We start from the raw sequence: 17,908 nt of genomic DNA, 5'->3' as shown, positions 1-17,908 counted from the left end.
TCTGTCAATCATCGACAATCTCTCAAACCCGCCCTCACCCAACAGTAAATCCCCGCATACTTACAGTTATATTTTCGTATTTTATCGAAATCAAGAACGTTGATGTAGTTTATTGGTTGGGTGGGGGCGGGTTTCTGTAGATTTTTGAGGGGAGTTAAATATTGTTGGTGAACCCGCCCCTACAAGCCGCTGATAGATATTATTGTTTTTTATGCAGATGCAATTACAAATTATCAATTACCCCAAAATTTATGAATCCCGAACCCGAAATTCGCCGCCTGTTAGATGTGATGCCCGCTTCCGGCCGCATGACGTGTAAAATTATTAATAAGCCACAACAATCAACGGTAATTGACTGCGATTTTCCTTTACCTTGGAATCAATCTCGCCCGATTTATATTAATTTTGATTTGTGGCGGCTGCTATCTAAGCCGCAGCGGGATTTACTGCTATTGCGGAATGTAAGTTTTCTGTGCCATGTTAAGTGGTTTAAACCGGATATTTATCAAGGTGCGGCTCTGGCGGGAATTGTCGGGACTGTTGTAGAATTGTTGCAGGCAGATGCGATCGGCACTGCGATCGCGGGCGGTTTGACGGGACTGGCGATGACTCGAATTTGGCGCGACAACCGCAGTTCCCAAGTAGAGTTAGATGCTGACGAAGCGGCGATTAGAGTGGCGGGAAGGCGCGGTTACAACGAAGCCGAAGCGGCCGGACATTTGCTGGGGGCGATCGAGGCTGTGGCGCAAATTGAAGGGCGCAGTTTGGATTTTAACGAGTTGATTCGGTGTCAAAACTTAAGGGCAATATCGGGTATTTCGGCGGTGGGCGTGCCGGATAGTGTGAGGCAAGATTGAAAAAAACCTAGATATAATCAAGACGGAAACCCATAAAATCCACAACTATGCTCATCCTGCCAAAACTGGAAAACCTGCGCGATACTCTACCTATAGAAGGAGCTGTCCGCATTGAATTAGTGGAAGGCCTACCAATTTTTAGAGCCTCCACCGCTGTCAAAAATCGCATCCAAGAACTGTTGGACAAACAACAAACTTTGCCCCTAAATCCTGACGAAGAACAAGAACTCAATCTTTACGAAGAAATCGACGATTACCTCAGTTTTGTCAATCGGACTGTCCGCAATATTTTCTTGGGCCAGATTCAGCCTACTGTGTAGAAATGTCCGGTCGCCGTCAATCGATTTTAGATTTTAGATTTTAGATTTTGGATTGACTTGCGCGAGATAAATTCGGGGGATGCAAGGATTTTAGATTTGAGATTTTGGATTGATTCCACGGATAAATCACGTGGCGGGTACCACCTTTGAAATTCTTGGTCAAATCCCTGAAAATATCCAAAATCAAGTTCGTCAAAGAGCAAACTGTCTGTGCGAATATTGTCATGCCTCCGAACAATGGCAGTACGTAGAGTTTACTATCGAGCACATCATTCCCTTAACTAAAAATGGGACTAACGATATTGACAATTTGGCACTAGCTTGCTTTCACTGCAACCGCAAGAAATCTGATAAAACTACAGCGATAGATGCTCAGTCAGACGTAGAAGTACCGTTGTTTAACCCCCGACAAGATAGTTGGAACGAACATTTTATTTGGTCGGCGGATGGATTATCAATAGTTGGTTTGACTCCAATTGGACGAGCTACAGTTACAGCATTAGTCTTAAATCGAGAGAGAGTCATTAATATTCGGGCCGCTGACAAAGCTATAAAACGACATCCACCAGCAGGCGATTTAATTCAATCAGAAAGTTGAGCATACTGAGAGTTACTCAAAGTTTTATCTGCTACCTCTGCCGCAAAATTTGTACTGAAATGAAAGCTCGATTCCTGCCGAAAGCTTTGCTAACGCACTTTTTTTAATTATTTTAATCGAAAGTGCGATCGCTTGTCAGTCTCTGAGGTTTCCACCCGTAAATTACTTCACCTCAAACTATTTGGATCGACTCCTAACTCCCGCAATTTTTGTGCTAATCTGTTCACCTGTTCTTCAGGACTCAGATAACGTTTTCCCTCTGCGTCGTACCAATACAGCCACTCCCTCGTCACCCCAGAATAATTTCCCCTTTCACAACCAATTCCTAAACCTATTTCGGGCATCCAAACAGGATGTCCCGACTGTAATTCATACTTTCCATTAACTAACTTATGTACTTCCAATCGGGGTTTGCGACGGCGGCGAGATGAATAGATAATGTAATAAAGCACGCCTAAAGCTTGATATTCCTCCAACTTTGTGCTGTATTCCTTGCGATACTTTTTGGAAACGACTTCCAGCACCAAAGTTGGCACAACATTTTCATCCCACAGCACGTAACTGGGACGCAATTCTTCATCGTAAAACCGTTCTACTCCTAAACTCAAGAAACCGTCGGGGACAATTGGAGGTTTTTCAGGGTGATAATAGATACCCATATCTATGCCAAAAAACCAGTCCATGCGTTCTGCCCAAATTATGAGCAATATCGCTTTTAGCAACCCCGGTATTAGTTCTTGAAGTTCATTATCCACAGGCGTTTCGTCCGAGTCTGGCAGTTCATCGGCTGAGGGCAAGTACCTCGGCAAGTTGTAATTTAACATTGCAGTTTTTCCCAAAACTTACAAAAATTATAGCGTGGTTGTTTTTTGATACCGATCGCAATTCAAACCAGCAACTCACCAAAAATTGCTTGTTCTCGAATAGCCTCATAATTTTTCAAAATCTCCGACCGTCAATTTCTAGTGACTCCTCCTCATCTACTCGCCGACTGAGATAATCCGGCAAGTCATCAAAAGATACCCCCACCAAACGGCAAAAATCCCTCATTTGCCGAACAGTCATCGTAGGTTCGTCTCCCTTTTCCCACCGCCGCACCGACGAAGCCGACACCCCCATCCGCACAGCCAACTCTTCTTGGCTCAAATTAGCGTCCTCCCGCAGTCTCCGAAAAGGCAACTCTTTTTCTGGTTGCCGTTGACGTTGCCTTTTTTTTACCATATTATTATAACAGATTAAATCAACCGCTTAATTTAAGCGCTTAACTAGCTTGTGATAGGCACAGCCATAGCCAGAACAGACTGCACTAAAAATAAAAGGTGCAATTCTGTCACATTCCTATGGGCAAACATACCCAATTTACAATACAGCCATGAACGCACCAGAAACTCCCAATGCCTGGATTATTTACCGACTCCTGCCCAACTTTCAGCGCTTGCCCGTCGCGCAATTTCGCAGCCGCAGCGAAGCAGAATCTTCCCTGAAAGTCATCCGGCAAATGCTACCCAATACCGAATTAATACTTGCTTTCGAGGTTGGGCCAGAAAATCCAACTACCGAACTCAATCAGCCCCTTGCTAAAGAACCAAACTTGCAAACTTCAGTTAACCGAGAACTCCTGAAACTTTTCATCATCAGTTCTCGTCCTGTTGTTTCCCGCGTCATTCATGCTTTTCACCGCGATAATTTTGCCTGCGCTACTGACTGGAGTCCGCTTGTCCCAACTCAAAATCCCGGTGAAGTAATGAGCGTCTTAATTAAATATTTTGCTGCGGACTCTTAGTAACGGTCTAGTTCCCGCCTTTGTAGGGGCAATCTCTCCGTGGTTGCCCCTTTTTTTTACGCATCAATGCCAAAGAAACCGGGTTTTTCACCATTATTCAAGGCAGGGATGCAGTATTTTCGCAAAAAACCCGGTTTCTGCGTCTAAGACTGACTTACCTATGACCTAGAACAATGATAAACTTGATATTCATACCCATCCACCGCAGGCAAATCGCGCGATTCAAGCTGACACTTTTGTGCTTCTAGATTCACAGGTGCGCGAAAATTAACCAACCACAAATCAAGCGGGCGTTCCAATTGACTGAGTGTCTTTTCAAGTATCCCCGCCACAATTTCCGGCGCATCTCTTCTCTGATTAGCCAAAAGAAACAGCGGAGAATCAAAGGCTTTAACTTCTTCTTTCTTCCTAACATCTTTTACATCCGCTACAAAATCCGTTGCCGAACTTCTTTCCCATTCCCACCCTATCCCCATCAACTCTCCTATTTCTACATGAGTCTTTTGAGTAGTGGCAATTAACACGGGAACTTTCGAGACTTCGCGGATAACCGGAATTAAAAGGTCTGGTTTGTAATATTTGCGATAGCCGAGATTGGAATTTACTGTGACACCGCTTGCAAAACCCATTGCTAAAATTAGCACCACTGCTTTTTTGCCCGGAACTTCGATCGCCCGAAAATTAAACCATTGACTTTTTGCTGTAGGTGTGTTATATATAACCGCCAAGGTTGCTCCTAACAGCAATATTACTCCCGGAAAGTAGACGAAATTGTATCGTGCGCCGCGAGTTAGGTCAATCCCTAAAATATATGCAAAGCTGAAAAATAGGAAAATTGCTCCTAGCACAAATCCGCTGAAAATAACAGTACCTAGACGAGTATCGCTTGTTTTTAATGAAGTTTTAAGAGCGCCTCGCAGCAGGGGAAGCACCAATATAAAAAATATTGTCATGGCGATCGCCGATGCAACTACTACTGCCAAATTTGGCGATTCAACGGGCAGCAGAGAGATGACAGTGATCCATCCAGCTAAAGCTTGAAAAATCGGCGCGATCCAATCTAAAAATGTGCGATCGCCGCTGACAATCCAATTAGTTAATTCGCTGCCGTACTTGTTAGACAAAAATACCGGCAACCACACTAAACCGCCAGCTAAAGTACCTATCGCTACTGCGAAAAGCCGCCAGATGATTTGAAATTGCCAAATATTGGGCTGGTGGCTGTTGTCAATTGGCAATTTTTCATTAAACTCCTGCCACATTACAGCAATTAATGCTATTGCTTCCGCACACAAAGTCAGTGCAAAAAAGTAGTGAACGGCAATTCCCAAACAGTTAACAACCACCCACAGCAGCACCGCCAAAATAGGCAGGGGAGCGCGCTGTTGCAGCGTTTTTGCAGCTAATGTGAGGCAAAAAAGAGAGGCAATAACTAATAAGATTCCTAAAGTGTAATGGCGAGCTTCTTGAGCGAGATAAATGCCGTAGGGAGAAACTGCCATCATCGCTGCCGCACATTGACCGACTAAACGCGAACTAAAAGCAAACTTGCCCAAAAAGTAAATAGCGGGAACTGAAATCACGCCCAATAATGCAGGAAGAGCTCGCCCAATCCAAACTAAACTATCTTCAGAAGGCCCAAACAGTCGCATCCACCAGTGGGCGAGCATAAAATACACTGGTGGATGGTTGCTTTCTAGCAGCAAATTGCGGAGCACGTCGGCGGTGTCAGCATCGGAACCTAATTGTAGCGGTTGTAATAATGTAGAAAGGTCGATCGCGCGATCGATCGGCACTCCGCGAAAACTGTTGCCCAAACTAAAAACTAGAGTAGAAAACTCGTCCGTCCACAGCGGTTTCGAGTCCAAATTGGCAAAGCGCAAAATAAAGGCGATCGCCGTCCACAGCAATAGCAACAACAGTTGTTTGTTCTTAATCATTAATTCAGTCAATCGATTTTAGATTTTAGATTTTAGATTTTAGAATTGAAGCATTGACTTGCGCGAGATGAATCACGTGGCGGGTATCCTGGATGCGGGAATTGTCATTCAAAGGTATAGGGCAGGAGAGCAATTCGTCATTAGCCATCAGTCATTTTATCGATTATCAATTACCAATTATCCATTGCCTCTTACCTCTTTCCCATTACCTACTTCACGTCGGTCACCCGCCAGCTCAGCTTCATATTGATCCAGAAATTCCATAGAGTCACAATCGCGATCGCAATTAAGTTAGCCAAATATTCGTTGACCTTAAAAACATTAAACAGCACATTCACCAGCAGCACATTCAAAATCAAACCCATCAAGCAAATAGTGTTAAATTTCAACAGCCGTTTCAATCGCTGGCGCTTTCCCGGCTGCCGCTTAGAAATATCCCCAAAAGTCCACAAATCATTCCACAAAAAATTACTGATAATTGCAAATTCAGCAGCAACAATCAAACTGCGAGTCAGCTCCCAATTGAGGATATCCCGCAGCAGGTACAAAACCCCCATATTCACAAACACGCCGCTGAAACCCACAACGCCAAACCGCAGAAACTTGCCCATCGGCCAGCGGGCAAACCGCAATCTGAGCAAATGCCGCAAATACTCAATATACTGTTTCCCTGTAACTTTGCTCTCGCCTTCTTGCCGCTCCTGAAACACGTAACCGACTTCTCCAATCCAGCGGATATCGCCTCTGCCGAGCACTTCAATCAATATTTTGTAACCTGCAGGATTCATGGTTTTGCCCGCAATGCAACTGCGGCGCACCATAAAATACCCGCTCATCGGATCGGAAACTCGGCCCACCACTCCCGGCAGGATCACCAACCCCACGGTTTGAGCGCCCCGCGATAAAAATCGCCTGACAACGCTCCAGTCGCTCACCCCGCCCTCGCCCACGTGACGGCTCGCAGCCGCTAAATCGGCGCCCCGCTGAATTTCTGCTAAAAGCTGCAACAGCGTCTCCGGGGGATGCTGCAAGTCGGCATCGATGACGCCCAAAACTTCGCCCCTAGCCGCCTGCCACCCGCGAATCACCGCTGTTGAAAGCCCGCGCTCGTCTTCCCGGCGCATCACCCGCAATTGCGGATATTCCGGTGTCAGGGACAGGGCGACTTCCCAGGTGCGATCGGGGCTGTCGTCATCGACTACAATTAATTCGTAGTCGCCCGGAATATTGCCATCGAGCAATTGGCTCAATTTTTCCACAATACTCTGGATATTCCTGCACTCGTTGTAGGTGGGAATTACCAGGGAAAAATAAATTGGCGGTGTGCGTGCGTCTGTAAAAGTTGAACCGAAAGTCTGTATAGCAGGAATTTGCAAAGGCCCCGACGGCACTGGCAATACCTGATTTGCTTCGTTGATGCCCATAATTTCAGTGTTCAGAAAGTCAAGGATGGTTTTGTAAGACTTGAGATTGTAAAATATCGTTCCTCTATAATTGATTAGTTAAAATATAAAAACGCCTTAATTCTAGTCAGTAATTCTGTAATTGAGTTAAAAAGAAAACTGTGGATGCAATTCTCGATCGAGCTTTACAAGGTTATAACATTTCTTCTGCAGAGGCATTGGTACTTTTGCAGCAAACAGAGCCAGACGCGCGAGCTTCTATTCAAACAACCGCTGACTTGCTCCGGCGCCGACAATCAGGGGATACTGTCACCTACGTTATCAATCGGAATATTAATTTTACTAACATTTGCGAGCAGCATTGCAGTTTTTGTGCATTCCGCCGCGACGAGGGAGATGAGGGCGCTTTTTGGTTAAATGCAGCTCAAATTCAGGAAAAGGCAACTGATGCAGTGCAGCGGGGTGCGACGGAAATTTGTATGCAGGGCGGCTTAAATCTTCAAGCTAAGCTCAACGGCGCATCTTTGCCTTATTATCTGCAATTGGTGAAAACTATTAAGGATAAGTTTCCTCAGTTGCACTTGCACGCTTTTTCGCCCCAAGAAATAGAATTTATTGCCAGAGAAGATAATCTTAGTTTCAGCTATGTAATTTCGGCTTTGCAGGATGCGGGAGTTGGTTCGATGCCGGGAACCGCGGCAGAAGTTCTCGACGATGCTGTGCGGCGGGTGATTTGCCCGGAAAAACTAAATTCGGCAACTTGGCTAGAAATTGTGGGAACTGCTCACAGTCTGGGTTTGCCGACAACGAGTACGATGCTTTGCGGGCATATTGAGACGGCAGGGCAGCAGGTTTTGCATTTAGAAAAAGTGCGATCGCTCCAACAAACTGCGATCGACCAAAACTATCCAGCACGCATCACAGAATTTATTTTACTACCCTTTGTTGGACAGGAAGCACCGGCACCTTTGCGGAGTCGAGTCGGCCGCGACCAACCAATTTTAGCAGATACATTGTTACTCACCGCAGTATCGAGAATCTTCTTGGGAAATTTGATTCCCAATCATCAACCGAGTTGGGTAAAATTAGGTTTAGATGGAGCTACAGAAGCGCTGAAATGGGGCTGCAACGACATCGGCGGTACATTGATGGAAGAGCACATTACAACGATGGCCGGTGCGGTTGGCGGCAGTTGTCAGTCTGTGGAAGATTTGCAAAATGCGATTAGTTCTTTGGGGCGGGATTATCAGCAAAGAGATACAATTTATCGACCTTTAGGGGTTGACAATTTGGCAGTAATAAGTAGTAGGATAAATTGAGCGATGTCTTACAGCGAGTTCACCTCAATTATCAAAGTTAAACAAGCCTTTGGATTAACAACTGTAGAAGGGCCGAGATTTCTACCGCAAATAACTCCGATCGCTCCGAGTGCAACCCTGACAGATTTTTTGGCAAATAGTTTACCCGTAGCGGTGGCGACAGGTAGCGAAAAAGCTCGATCGGAAATGATTATTACTCCGGTACTGCTGGAAGTCAGGAAGATTTTGCAGCAGAATATTAGCTTGTTTTCGGGGGAAGACTTTACGGTTGATTACGAAACTGGACTAAACGGGATTTGTGATTATTTGATTAGTCGTTCTCCAGAAATGTTGGAGATTGAAGCACCCGCAGTGGCGGTTGTTGAGGCTAAAAAAGCCGATTTGAAGACAGGAATTGGACAGTGCGTTGCAGAAATGGTGGCAATGCAGAAGTTTAATGAAGCGAAGGAAAAACCAATTTCAGTTATTTATGGCAGTGTCAGTAACGGCACGCAGTGGCGATTTCTTAAACTAGAGGAAAAAATTGTATCGATCGATCTTAATGACTATGCCTTGCCTCCGGTGGACGAAATTTTGGGAATGCTAGTTTGGATGGTACGAGATGGCTGAATAACCGCGATCGCACTTTTGACTCAGTTGCTAAAGTGCGATCGCACATTTAGACTTCATTGCAACCGGATTAATTTGACTAACAGACTCATGATTTCTCCCCGATCGGGTGTAATAATGATGCGATTGTCGGGAATCGCGATGGGATGAGTCCAACGAACAGCTTCCTCGTAGCGCAATGCGTGCAGTTGGTGGATAGTTCGGCGTACCCCCAGCGGCGAACCGATGATGACGTGACGGACTGCTTCGCGATCGGCCTCAAAGGTTTGGTTGGTTAAAACATTGGGCGATGTTTGGTTGGATGATGAATCTTGCAACATAGCTTTGACCAATAATTTTGGATAGGTTTGATGCTTTGTAACGGTAAAACCGCGTACAATAACAAGTTGAAGAAAAGACAGCAATTCCCCTACAGCACAAGTGGCTTAGCTGGTGCTGTCTAATCTCTATTGGCTTAAATCTAAATTAATTTAGGGTAGATGTCAATCATTTTAGGCAAAACCCAAATAAATTAATATAACTTAACAAATAGCCTATGGAAACCTCAGAAAGAGCCGATCGATCGCCCCTAATGCGACTGAGAGTTCAGCGGTTTATGACTCAAAAGCAGCTAGCAGAAGCACTTGGCGTTACGGAAGCGACGGTAAGCAACTGGGAAGCTGGGCGATCTGTACCGAAGCTAACGCCTGTTCAATACAAGAAGTTGCTAGAGATTTTGCAAATTACCTCTGCTGAATTACCAGACCAATTTGGTTTTCCTAGCGATGCTGATGGATAGAAAATGGAATATTATAATTGAGGCGTTTTATTTAAACGAAGTCATGCAATGTTTTGAAAAAATGCCTATTCCACAACATATCAAATTTATTGTGAGGTGGGCAGAAAAGCCCGCCCAAAGCAACAGGCAAGATGCCTGTTCCACAACCTATCAATTTATTGTGGGCTGGGCAGAAAAGCCCGCCCAAAGCAACAGGCAAGATGCCTGTTCCACAACCTATCAATTTATTGTGGGCTGGGCAGAAAAGCCCGCCCAAAGCAACAGGCAAGATGCCTGTTCCACAACATATTAATTTCTTGTGGGGTGGGCCGGAGAGCCCGCCCCAAAAAGACTTATCTCTCGCCCATTTACACCTTAAACTTCTCCACAATCCGTCTCATCGCTTCTTCCACATTCTCCCGACTGTTAAACGCCGAAATGCGGAAATAACCCTCACCCGCCGCACCAAAACCAGAACCCGGAGTTCCCACCACATTGCAAGTTTCCAGCAACTTCTGAAAGAAATCCCAACTCGACAAACCGTGAGGCGTTTTCACCCACACATAAGGTGCATTTTCGCCACCAAAAACCTCGATTCCCGCCGCTGTCAATTTCTCGCGAATAATTGCAGCATTTTCCATGTAAAAATTGACTAAAGCCTGAATTTGTGCCTTGCCAGCCTCCGAATAAACCGCCTCAGCACCGCGCTGCACGATGTAAGAAACTCCGTTAAATTTAGTAGATTGGCGGCGGTTCCACAGCTTCCAAATTTCGACATCGGAACCATCTGCTGCTTTTCCAGTCAAAGTCTTCGGTACAACTGTTAGCGCGCAGCGAGTACCCGTAAAACCAGCATTTTTGGAAAAAGAACGAAATTCGATCGCACAATCCCGCGCCCCTTCAATTTCGTAGATAGAATGCGGTAAACTCGGATCGGTAATATACGCTTCGTAAGCCGCATCGAAGAAAATAATCGAACCGTTAGCTTTAGCATAATTTACCCAAGCTTGCAAGTGTTCCTTGGTTGCAGTTGCCCCCGTCGGGTTATTCGGGAAACACAAGTAAATTAAATCGACTTTTTTGTCGGTGGGAATTTGGGCAGTAAAATTGTTTTCTGCTGTAATTGGCAGGTAAACTAAGCCGCCGTATTCGCCATTTTCGTTCGCATCTCCCGTGTGTCCGGCCATCACGTTAGTGTCTACATACACCGGATAAACTGGATCGGTAACTGCGATCGTGTTATTGTTGCCAAAGATATCGAGAATATTGCCGCAATCGCACTTAGAACCATCAGAAATAAAGATTTCCGAAGCATCCACATCGCATCCCCGCGACTTGAAATCGTGCTCGGCAATTTTCTCCCGCAGCCACTCATAACCTTGTTCCGGGCCGTATCCTTTAAAGGTATCCCGCGAACCCATGTCTTCCACCGCCTTCACCATCGCCTCCCGACAAGCAGCCGGTAGCGGTTCCGTTACGTCGCCAATCCCCAGCCGGATGATGGGCGCTTCGGGATTTGCCTCTGCATAGGCTTTCACCCTGCGCCCAATTTCGGGAAACAGGTAGCCGGCTTTGAGTTTGAGGTAGTTGTCGTTGATAGTTGCCATAGTTCGATCGCTACAAATGTCGTAGAATAGCTTATACCATTTTAGATTTTAGATTTTAGATTTTAGATTTGAAGAATTGAAGAATTGAAAAACTGGGAATGACTGATGACTATGGGGGTTGGCAGCTTGCAGGCAGTTGCATTCTGTTTTGAAATTGGTATTACTACTAATCGTCTTTCTCAAGCAAAAGGAAGTTCGGCAACAAATTTTATCAGGGATTTAACGGATTTAACGGATGGATATTGAGGAGCGAGGGAAGATTTTCCCCGTTCGGACACTCGAACACTCGGCAAATCCGCCATCACAGGCAATCTGCAGAGTCGCTCACAGCTATTGACAAAAAAATCAAACTACCTTGTATAATCAGAATAGTGTGCAGCGCAGAAACAATTATGGACGAGATCGAGTACGCCAAACTCTATCAGGAACTGGCGGCAATTCTGGATGAGTTTAATTTGGGTTGGGTAGTGCAACAAGTAGCGGATACTGTAGAGATAGGCAAAGTAATTGAAGAGCGATCGCTCAAAAGAAAAACACCTCTGCTCAAGATAGAAGATTATACCGCAAAAGAACAACTTTTGCTGTTAATTAATGCTGTCGAACAAGCGACGGTCAACACTTCCGAAATGGAAGACGAAATTGCTTATTTCTTGAAAGTAGAATCTGAAACCTCTCCCCTCGGCACAAAAATTACTTTTGCCAATTCAGGTGCCGAAACTGCCAAAACAATTGAGTTTACCTCCAGCGTCACAGCCCCCCGCCACAAACAGGCGATCGCCCTCAAGCACTTGCTGGAAAAACTGCCCTCCGGGCCCAGCAACTACGCCATCAATTCCGAAATTAAAAGCAAATTAAAAAGCTCGATCGATCCAGATTTTAACACAGCAGCAGAACAAGCCAGAATTTTTGACACTTACCTCTTCACTATTCTGCTAAAAGCAGTTGCTAATGAAGGCGGTACTATTTATTACAACAATGTTTTAGACGACGAAACACCGAAATATTTAACATTTAGAAAAACAGCGGGAAAAATCCACGGAACTGCACATCCCTATACTCATGCTGTGGTGGAATTTCCCGACAAACCAGCCCTGGAAGTTCACCTAGGAGTAAAAGTCCAAGGTAGAGCCGGAGTTCTGCACAACTGCAACGTGTTAATTTTGTACCAAAAAGAAGCAAATATCTGTCGATTGCTCAACCGCGAACCCCGGCACTCGCAGGTAATTTTAGCAGTAAAATCGGAACACAGCACTTCAGAACTTCAACTAGAAATGGCCGGTGCTTTTATCGGCTTAGCGTCAGATATTCGCTACGAAGGTGGCAGCTATTTCATTTCTAACAGTTACTCCCAACCCATAGCAAAACTGCTAACTACCGCGCGCAAAAAATGGGAACTCAACATCTTTCCGAGAGCCACAAACGATGTCCACCGAATGATGTACTCGTTTCAAACTATCTTTAAAGACTTTAAGGCCAGAAACTGATTCAATTAATCAGGACTAAGGCCAACTGTCACAAAAGTCTTGCTACATTTTTTGTGTTAGGTTTCGTTTCAGGAGCCTAACCTACTGTCTGATTCAAGTAAGGACTGTTTTTCTGGTTGTTCCCGGAGGGGTAAATTCGAGTTTCCTAAATTTGCCCGGTTAAATGTATCTGCTAATGTATCTGCTACATGAGCCAAGAAAATAATCTATCATGTTGCGAGCACCCGAACCTTACGAATAATGTTTAAGAAAGATAAATCTTCCCTGCTGTTTACGATCGGAGCCGCCACACTTCTGATCGGTTTAGGCTTTGTCACCTACTACCTCGTCATTTCCCGTGGGCCCGCCAAAGATTTGCCGCCGGGGGCAACGGTTGTCCCGCAAGATACGATGATGGCCCTATCCATCAGCACCGATGAATCGCAGTGGAATAGACTGCGAGAATTTGGCACGCCGGAGTCAAAAGCTTCGTTTGAGAGGTTTTTAACGGAAATGCGCGATCGCCTGCTCACAAGCAACGGCTACGCCTACGCGCAAGACATTCAACCCTGGGTGGGTAACACAGCAATGGTAGCCTTTCTCCGCAACAAAATAGCTATACCAGCCCCCTCGCCGGCACCCAACGCGCCCCCATCTCCGCCAATTCAACAGTCAGTGGCAATTATCCTGCCAATTGCCAACCCAGTCAAAGCCAAAGAATTATTAGCAAAACCCAGGCCTCTGAGCCAAGGAAAAATAGTTGAGCGTAATTATAAAGGGGTGCAAGTCACAGAAACTCAAGGCGTACCCGATCGCAATTTCTCAGTCGCGGTACTCGGCACAAGGTATCTAGCAGTCACCACAGATCCTAGCGCTACAGACAGAATAATCGACACATACAAAGGCGAACCTTCCCTAGCAAAAACCCCTGGCTATGCAGACGCCACAGACAAAATAAAAAGTCCGGGAGCCTTCGGTCAAATCTACGTCAATATGCCCGTTGCCACCGCCTATGCCGCCGCCAACTCAGCCCGCGAAATTTCGCCAGAAAGCCTCGAAAAACTGCAACAAAATCAGGGATTTGCCACCACAGCGACGCTGGAAGAAGAAGGAATTGCCTTCAAATCAGTCTCTTGGCTAAAACCCGATTCTACCAGAAGAATAGCAGTAGAAAACAATGCTCTAAAAATGGTTAACCGCCTGCCAAACAATACAATCATGATGGTATCCGGCGGCAACTTGCAGCGTTTGTGGCAAGACTACGTATTGGGAGCCGATGCAAACCCGATTTCCCCGATTAATCCCCAAGTTTTACGCACAGGTTTAAAATCCACTACCGGCATGGATTTAGATAAAGACTTAATGAACTGGATGGCGGGAGAATTTTCTCTATCATTAATACCGGCGCCCGCCCAGAATCCCAGAGACAAATTTGCTGCCGGATTTGTATTTATGGTGGAAACAAACAACCAGGGGGCTGCGAACAAATCCCTGAAACAGCTTGATGAAACGATGAAAACTAAAGGATTTAGAGTGGAGGAAATTCAAGTCGGCGGCAAACCGGCGATTAAATGGACATCGCCGTTTGGAGGGATTACGGTAACTCGCGGTTGGATGAACGATGTAATGTTTATGACAGTAGGAGCTCCCGTGGTTGATACGATCGTTCCGGCACCGAAAAGTCCGCTTTTAAGCAGCGAACTGTTCCAGAAAACAGTACGATCGCAACTTCAACCCCACAACGGCAATTTCTTCATCGACACCGAGAGTGCCTTTAATCCGAAAAACCTAGCTTTGCCGGAGTTTCCTCCCAGCCAAAAAATGTGGATAGACGCCACGCGGTCGATCGGCGTTACAGCGGCCGTCATTGGCGATCGTACCACCCGTTATGACGTTTTTGTCGGTCTCAAAAAATCCACCCAATCCACTCCTTCACCGGGCCTTGCTTCACCGCGCCCTGCTTCACCGCGCCCTGCTTCACCCAGTCCCTCGCCCACTGTCCAAACTTCACCCAATTAACTCTTAAATCCTGCCACAAATCCGCCTGCACACCCCCTTAAACACTCACAGGGCGACAGATTAAAATCGAAACGCAGCCGCCAGAAGCAACAAGCAAGAAGCAAGAACAAGACTTACGCATAGGGACTAAAGAAACCGGGTTTTTTTATCGTTTCTGTCGGCTGCAACGAATTATTTTCGTTAACAAACCCGGTTTCTATGCACCCCTGCGTCCATGACTACCAAAGAAACCGAGTTTTTTAAGCCTTGGACTGCAAATAAGTGTTTTCGTAAAAAAACTGGGTTTCTGCGTCCAGGAATGAAGAAGCAATTGACCGTTTCTGACGCACCCTACACTTTGTGTACCCGTTGCGTCCAGTTATGTAGGGTGCCTCGCTGCTAATAAGTTTAATGGAACTTGCAGATGGGCGGGTGGCGACGCACCTTACTTACTACTTGATTGTGTGTACCACATATACATGGAATATGCTGTAAAAGGAAAAGAAAGATTTTTTACGTGGATTTTCCCCCGTCAGTTCTGGCCGCAGAAGGCAAATTTTTAAACCGCCATACTTCCTTCAAACTCTCACTAATGTAAAAAAAACGGTTTCTAGGGGTCGGAGTGCGTCTAGGAAAGCCAGTTTTTTTTATATGTCATCGGGAAGATACAGATTCTAGGCATTGCGAGTTATATTTAAATTCTGGAGAAGATACGATCGGGGAATTGCAAATGCAGAGGCAAATTTTACAGGGAAATTTTCCTCAGTGAGTCGGGAAAGTGATTCTGGAACGCACTTGCAGTCCGAAACCCGGCAGCTTCATAAATATACAGTCTTTAACCCCAAATTCTCAGACAAACTAGGTTTATTTTCCTAATTTTTCTGTCTATATTTTACCAATTAAAAACATATGAAAACCGCCAAAAATATTCAAACAAAGGCTAAATTGCTGTCCAAAAAAAGAACAAGCAAACTGGCAGTATCTCTGCCAATTGTCTTAATAAACCTTTACTTTTTGCAAGCAAAAGCCGCAGGTCAAACAATTGTTCCAGCGGCGGACGCAACGGGCACTACCGTCACTCCCGCAGCCCAAAACGGAACTCCCGGGCAGCCAACTCGCTTCGATATTGAAGGCGGACAATTATCGAGCGATCGACAAAATCTTTTCCACAGCTTTACAGAATTCGGCTTGTCGGAAAATCAGATTGCCAACTTTATATCAAACCCGAACATTCGCAACATTTTAGCGGGAATAGGCGGCGGCAAACCCTCGATTATTAACGGCTTAATTCAAGTAACCGGCGGCAATTCTAACTTGTTTCTGATGAATCCATCCGGCATCATATTTGGCAACAGTGCCAGCTTAAACGTGCCGGCTTCTTTCACAGCAACTACCGCCACCGCTATTGGATTTGGTTCAAATTCGTTTAACGCCAACGGTAGTAGCACTTACACATCTCTCAGAGGCGCGCCCAATTCCTTTGCTTTTGGGGCCGATCGAGCAGGGGCAATTATCAGCACGGCAGACTTAGCAGTCAAGTCAGGGCAGAACTTAACCTTGCTCGGCGGCACCGTTGTCAGCACAGGCAGCCTTTCGGCCCCAGACGGTCAACTTACCGTAGCATCAGTTTCCGGGACAAATTTAGTGCGCGTCAGCCAGCGAGGCAATTTGCTGAGTTTGGAAATCGAGCCGCCCTCAGCAACGAGCAGCACTGGAACATCCAGCACAGCTTCTGCATTTTCGATCGCCTCCTTGCCCGAACTGCTCACAGGCATCGGTGAAACGAACGCTACAGGCATCAGCGTCAATGCCAGCGGTGAAGTGGTACTCACGGCCTCTAACCGGGCAGTAGCAGCGGGGGACGTGGCACTAAAAGATGCAAACGCTCGGGCGATCGACATTCAAGCAGCCAACAGCATTGCAGTCAGCGGAAACCTGACGAGTTCCCAAGGCGGCCCAATCGCCATAGAAGCTAGGGGCGACATTCGCACTGCGGATCTCGACTCCGACTCCGACACCACCGCAGGCGGCAACATCACCGTCACCAGCCGTACAGGAAAAGTAGAAACAGGCAATATCAACGCAGGATCGATCGACAAAAACAGCAACGCCGGAGACGTTAGTATTGCAGCACCCTCAAGCAGCATCCAAACAGGGTTCATAGACGCCAACTCCCAAGAAAAACAAGGTGGCGAAGTCACCCTCAACGCGCGCAACGATATCGAAGTAACCCATATCAACACCGAAGGTAGAACAGGCGGAGGGGAGATTGACATTACAGCCGGCGGCAATTTCCGAGCTACAGGCACTTTCACAAACGATAACAACTGCTTGTCGCAAGCTTGCAGCATTTCCGCATCCACGACTGGTAGCGCCAATGGTGGAGATATTACCATTCGCCACGGTGGCGAAGCCTCGAATACTCTTTTTAGCGTCGGCCCCGACTATAACAGACTCAACGGTACTGCTGGCAGCATTGCCACTGGGGGCCCAAAGAAAGAAAATGTTATTACACAGGGAGGTTATTTCAGCCCTGGCCCTCAGATAGTACAGCCGACCCAAATTAACATTACGGCTTCTTCAGTCTCGCCAACTCCTGCACCAACACCAGCACCAGCACCAACTCCTGCACCAGCACCAACACCAACACCAGCACCAACTCCTGCACCAACTCCTGCACCAGCACCAGCACCAGCACCAGCACCAGCACCAACACCAGCACCAACACCCGCACCCGCACCCGCGCCAACTCCTGCGCCAGCACCAGCACCAACTCCTGCGCCAACACCTGCACCCGCACCCGCGCCAACTCCTGCACCAACTCCTGCACCAGCACCAGCACCTGCACCAACTCCTGCACCTGCACCAACTCCTGCACCAGCACCAACACCAACACCAGCACCAACACCCGCGCCAGCACCAGCACCAACACCCGCGCCAGCACCAGCACCAGCGCCAACTCCTGCACCCACACCTGCACCCGCACCAACACCCGCACCGGCACCAGCACCCGCACCTGCACCCGCACCCGCACCAACACCCGCACCGGCACCAGCGCCAGCGCCCGCACCTGCACCCGCACCCGCACCTGCACCCGCACCAGCGCCCGCACCAGCACCAGTGCCAGCGCCCGCACCAACACCTGCACCCGCACCAGCGCCCGCGCCAGTGCCCGCGCCAGCACCGGTCTCAAATCTGCCACCAGCACCGACAATTACTCAAAATCCAGCACCGGTCTCAAATCTGCCACCAGC

At 46.9% G+C, this 17,908-nt stretch carries 18 protein-coding genes; 12 read left to right on the top strand and 6 right to left on the bottom strand.

What is annotated here, in order from left to right; all coding sequences use genetic code 11:
• The first annotated feature begins 251 nt into the window (after positions 1–251).
• The 3 genes from QUA50_RS23615 to QUA50_RS23605 all read left to right on the top strand — a co-directional run bounded on the left by QUA50_RS23615 (position 252) and on the right by QUA50_RS23605 (position 1,775).
• A complete protein-coding gene (locus QUA50_RS23615) occupies positions 252–857 on the top strand; it encodes a DUF3318 domain-containing protein (protein ID WP_333267489.1) in 606 nt (201 codons plus the stop codon).
• 47 nt (positions 858–904) lie between these two features.
• Positions 905–1,177 carry a hypothetical protein gene (locus QUA50_RS23610; protein ID WP_333267491.1) on the top strand — a complete coding sequence of 91 codons (273 nt, stop codon included), beginning with the start codon at positions 905–907 and terminating at the stop codon, positions 1,175–1,177.
• Positions 1,178–1,307: 130 nt separating this feature from the next.
• Positions 1,308–1,775 carry an HNH endonuclease gene (locus QUA50_RS23605; protein WP_333298893.1) on the top strand — a complete coding sequence of 156 codons (468 nt, stop codon included), beginning with the start codon at positions 1,308–1,310 and terminating at the stop codon, positions 1,773–1,775.
• Between the two features lie 167 nt (positions 1,776–1,942).
• On the opposite strand, the gene QUA50_RS23600 is transcribed toward QUA50_RS23605, so the two are convergent.
• Both QUA50_RS23600 and QUA50_RS23595 read right to left on the bottom strand, forming a co-directional pair.
• Positions 1,943–2,599, bottom strand: coding sequence for a Uma2 family endonuclease (locus QUA50_RS23600; RefSeq protein WP_333267495.1), 657 nt, complete (start codon positions 2,597–2,599; stop codon positions 1,943–1,945).
• A 115-nt stretch (positions 2,600–2,714) separates the two neighbouring features.
• Positions 2,715–2,996 (bottom strand): helix-turn-helix transcriptional regulator, encoded by a 282-nt coding sequence (locus tag QUA50_RS23595; RefSeq protein ID WP_333267497.1) that lies wholly within the window; start codon positions 2,994–2,996, stop codon positions 2,715–2,717.
• 151 nt (positions 2,997–3,147) lie between these two features.
• Here QUA50_RS23595 and QUA50_RS23590 point away from each other — a divergent pair, with 151 nt between their 5' ends.
• A complete protein-coding gene (locus QUA50_RS23590) occupies positions 3,148–3,558 on the top strand; it encodes a hypothetical protein (protein WP_333267498.1) in 411 nt (136 codons plus the stop codon).
• Between the two features lie 158 nt (positions 3,559–3,716).
• On the opposite strand, the gene QUA50_RS23585 is transcribed toward QUA50_RS23590, so the two are convergent.
• Both QUA50_RS23585 and QUA50_RS23580 read right to left on the bottom strand, forming a co-directional pair.
• Positions 3,717–5,510 (bottom strand): glycosyltransferase family 39 protein, encoded by a 1,794-nt coding sequence (locus tag QUA50_RS23585; protein ID WP_333267500.1) that lies wholly within the window; start codon positions 5,508–5,510, stop codon positions 3,717–3,719.
• 197 nt (positions 5,511–5,707) lie between these two features.
• Positions 5,708–6,922 carry a glycosyltransferase gene (locus QUA50_RS23580; RefSeq protein ID WP_333267502.1) on the bottom strand — a complete coding sequence of 405 codons (1,215 nt, stop codon included), beginning with the start codon at positions 6,920–6,922 and terminating at the stop codon, positions 5,708–5,710.
• Between the two features lie 140 nt (positions 6,923–7,062).
• On the opposite strand from QUA50_RS23580, the gene cofH reads away from it, so the two are divergent.
• The gene (gene cofH, locus QUA50_RS23575) at positions 7,063–8,220 is read left to right on the top strand and encodes a 7,8-didemethyl-8-hydroxy-5-deazariboflavin synthase subunit CofH (RefSeq protein WP_333267504.1); all 1,158 of its coding nucleotides are present in this window, start codon (positions 7,063–7,065) and stop codon (positions 8,218–8,220) included.
• Positions 8,221–8,223: 3 nt separating this feature from the next.
• Complete coding sequence (locus tag QUA50_RS23570) at positions 8,224–8,829, top strand: hypothetical protein (protein ID WP_333056466.1); 606 nt, start codon at positions 8,224–8,226, stop codon at positions 8,827–8,829.
• Positions 8,830–8,885: 56 nt separating this feature from the next.
• Here QUA50_RS23570 and QUA50_RS23565 read toward each other — a convergent pair whose 3' ends face one another.
• Positions 8,886–9,149 (bottom strand): hypothetical protein, encoded by a 264-nt coding sequence (locus tag QUA50_RS23565; protein WP_333148209.1) that lies wholly within the window; start codon positions 9,147–9,149, stop codon positions 8,886–8,888.
• Between the two features lie 215 nt (positions 9,150–9,364).
• On the opposite strand from QUA50_RS23565, the gene QUA50_RS23560 reads away from it, so the two are divergent.
• The gene (locus QUA50_RS23560) at positions 9,365–9,607 is read left to right on the top strand and encodes a helix-turn-helix domain-containing protein (protein WP_190745066.1); all 243 of its coding nucleotides are present in this window, start codon (positions 9,365–9,367) and stop codon (positions 9,605–9,607) included.
• Positions 9,608–9,668: 61 nt separating this feature from the next.
• Complete coding sequence (locus QUA50_RS23555; RefSeq protein WP_333299396.1) at positions 9,669–9,899, top strand: hypothetical protein; 231 nt, start codon at positions 9,669–9,671, stop codon at positions 9,897–9,899.
• 55 nt (positions 9,900–9,954) lie between these two features.
• Here the strand turns inward: QUA50_RS23555 and QUA50_RS23550 are convergent, their stop codons facing one another.
• A complete protein-coding gene (locus QUA50_RS23550) occupies positions 9,955–11,193 on the bottom strand; it encodes an LL-diaminopimelate aminotransferase (RefSeq protein WP_015176997.1) in 1,239 nt (412 codons plus the stop codon).
• A 105-nt stretch (positions 11,194–11,298) separates the two neighbouring features.
• Here QUA50_RS23550 and QUA50_RS23545 point away from each other — a divergent pair, with 105 nt between their 5' ends.
• The 4 genes from QUA50_RS23545 to QUA50_RS23530 form a co-directional block, all read left to right on the top strand.
• Positions 11,299–11,439 (top strand): hypothetical protein, encoded by a 141-nt coding sequence (locus QUA50_RS23545; protein WP_332950583.1) that lies wholly within the window; start codon positions 11,299–11,301, stop codon positions 11,437–11,439.
• A gap of 146 nt (positions 11,440–11,585) precedes the next feature.
• Entirely contained in the window at positions 11,586–12,677 is a 1,092-nt protein-coding gene (locus QUA50_RS23540) for a hypothetical protein (protein WP_333267508.1), read from the top strand.
• A 240-nt stretch (positions 12,678–12,917) separates the two neighbouring features.
• Positions 12,918–14,675 carry a DUF3352 domain-containing protein gene (locus QUA50_RS23535; RefSeq protein WP_333267510.1) on the top strand — a complete coding sequence of 586 codons (1,758 nt, stop codon included), beginning with the start codon at positions 12,918–12,920 and terminating at the stop codon, positions 14,673–14,675.
• An 888-nt stretch (positions 14,676–15,563) separates the two neighbouring features.
• The coding region (locus tag QUA50_RS23530; RefSeq protein ID WP_333433669.1) for a two-partner secretion domain-containing protein at positions 15,564–17,908 on the top strand (2,345 nt) is incomplete at its 3' end.

The sequence above is a fragment of the Microcoleus sp. M2_D5 genome, assembly GCF_036701935.1.
GTDB lineage: Bacteria > Cyanobacteriota > Cyanobacteriia > Cyanobacteriales > Microcoleaceae > Microcoleus.
The sequence above is the reverse complement of the archived record's forward strand: the minus strand, read 5'-3'. Positions and strand labels throughout refer to the sequence as shown.

Coding starts and splice junctions, on each gene's coding strand:
- QUA50_RS23550 (WP_015176997.1), bottom strand. CDS start 11,193: ATGGCAACTATCAACGACAACTACCTCAAACTCAAAGCCGGCTACCTG.
- QUA50_RS23565 (WP_333148209.1), bottom strand. CDS start 9,149: ATGTTGCAAGATTCATCATCCAACCAAACATCGCCCAATGTTTTAACC.
- QUA50_RS23595 (WP_333267497.1), bottom strand. CDS start 2,996: ATGGTAAAAAAAAGGCAACGTCAACGGCAACCAGAAAAAGAGTTGCCT.
- QUA50_RS23555 (WP_333299396.1), top strand. CDS start 9,669: ATGCCTATTCCACAACATATCAAATTTATTGTGAGGTGGGCAGAAAAG.
- QUA50_RS23600 (WP_333267495.1), bottom strand. CDS start 2,599: ATGTTAAATTACAACTTGCCGAGGTACTTGCCCTCAGCCGATGAACTG.
- QUA50_RS23610 (WP_333267491.1), top strand. CDS start 905: ATGCTCATCCTGCCAAAACTGGAAAACCTGCGCGATACTCTACCTATA.
- QUA50_RS23590 (WP_333267498.1), top strand. CDS start 3,148: ATGAACGCACCAGAAACTCCCAATGCCTGGATTATTTACCGACTCCTG.
- QUA50_RS23545 (WP_332950583.1), top strand. CDS start 11,299: ATGACTATGGGGGTTGGCAGCTTGCAGGCAGTTGCATTCTGTTTTGAA.
- QUA50_RS23570 (WP_333056466.1), top strand. CDS start 8,224: ATGTCTTACAGCGAGTTCACCTCAATTATCAAAGTTAAACAAGCCTTT.
- QUA50_RS23580 (WP_333267502.1), bottom strand. CDS start 6,922: ATGGGCATCAACGAAGCAAATCAGGTATTGCCAGTGCCGTCGGGGCCT.
- QUA50_RS23615 (WP_333267489.1), top strand. CDS start 252: ATGAATCCCGAACCCGAAATTCGCCGCCTGTTAGATGTGATGCCCGCT.
- QUA50_RS23560 (WP_190745066.1), top strand. CDS start 9,365: ATGGAAACCTCAGAAAGAGCCGATCGATCGCCCCTAATGCGACTGAGA.
- QUA50_RS23540 (WP_333267508.1), top strand. CDS start 11,586: ATGGACGAGATCGAGTACGCCAAACTCTATCAGGAACTGGCGGCAATT.
- QUA50_RS23535 (WP_333267510.1), top strand. CDS start 12,918: ATGTTTAAGAAAGATAAATCTTCCCTGCTGTTTACGATCGGAGCCGCC.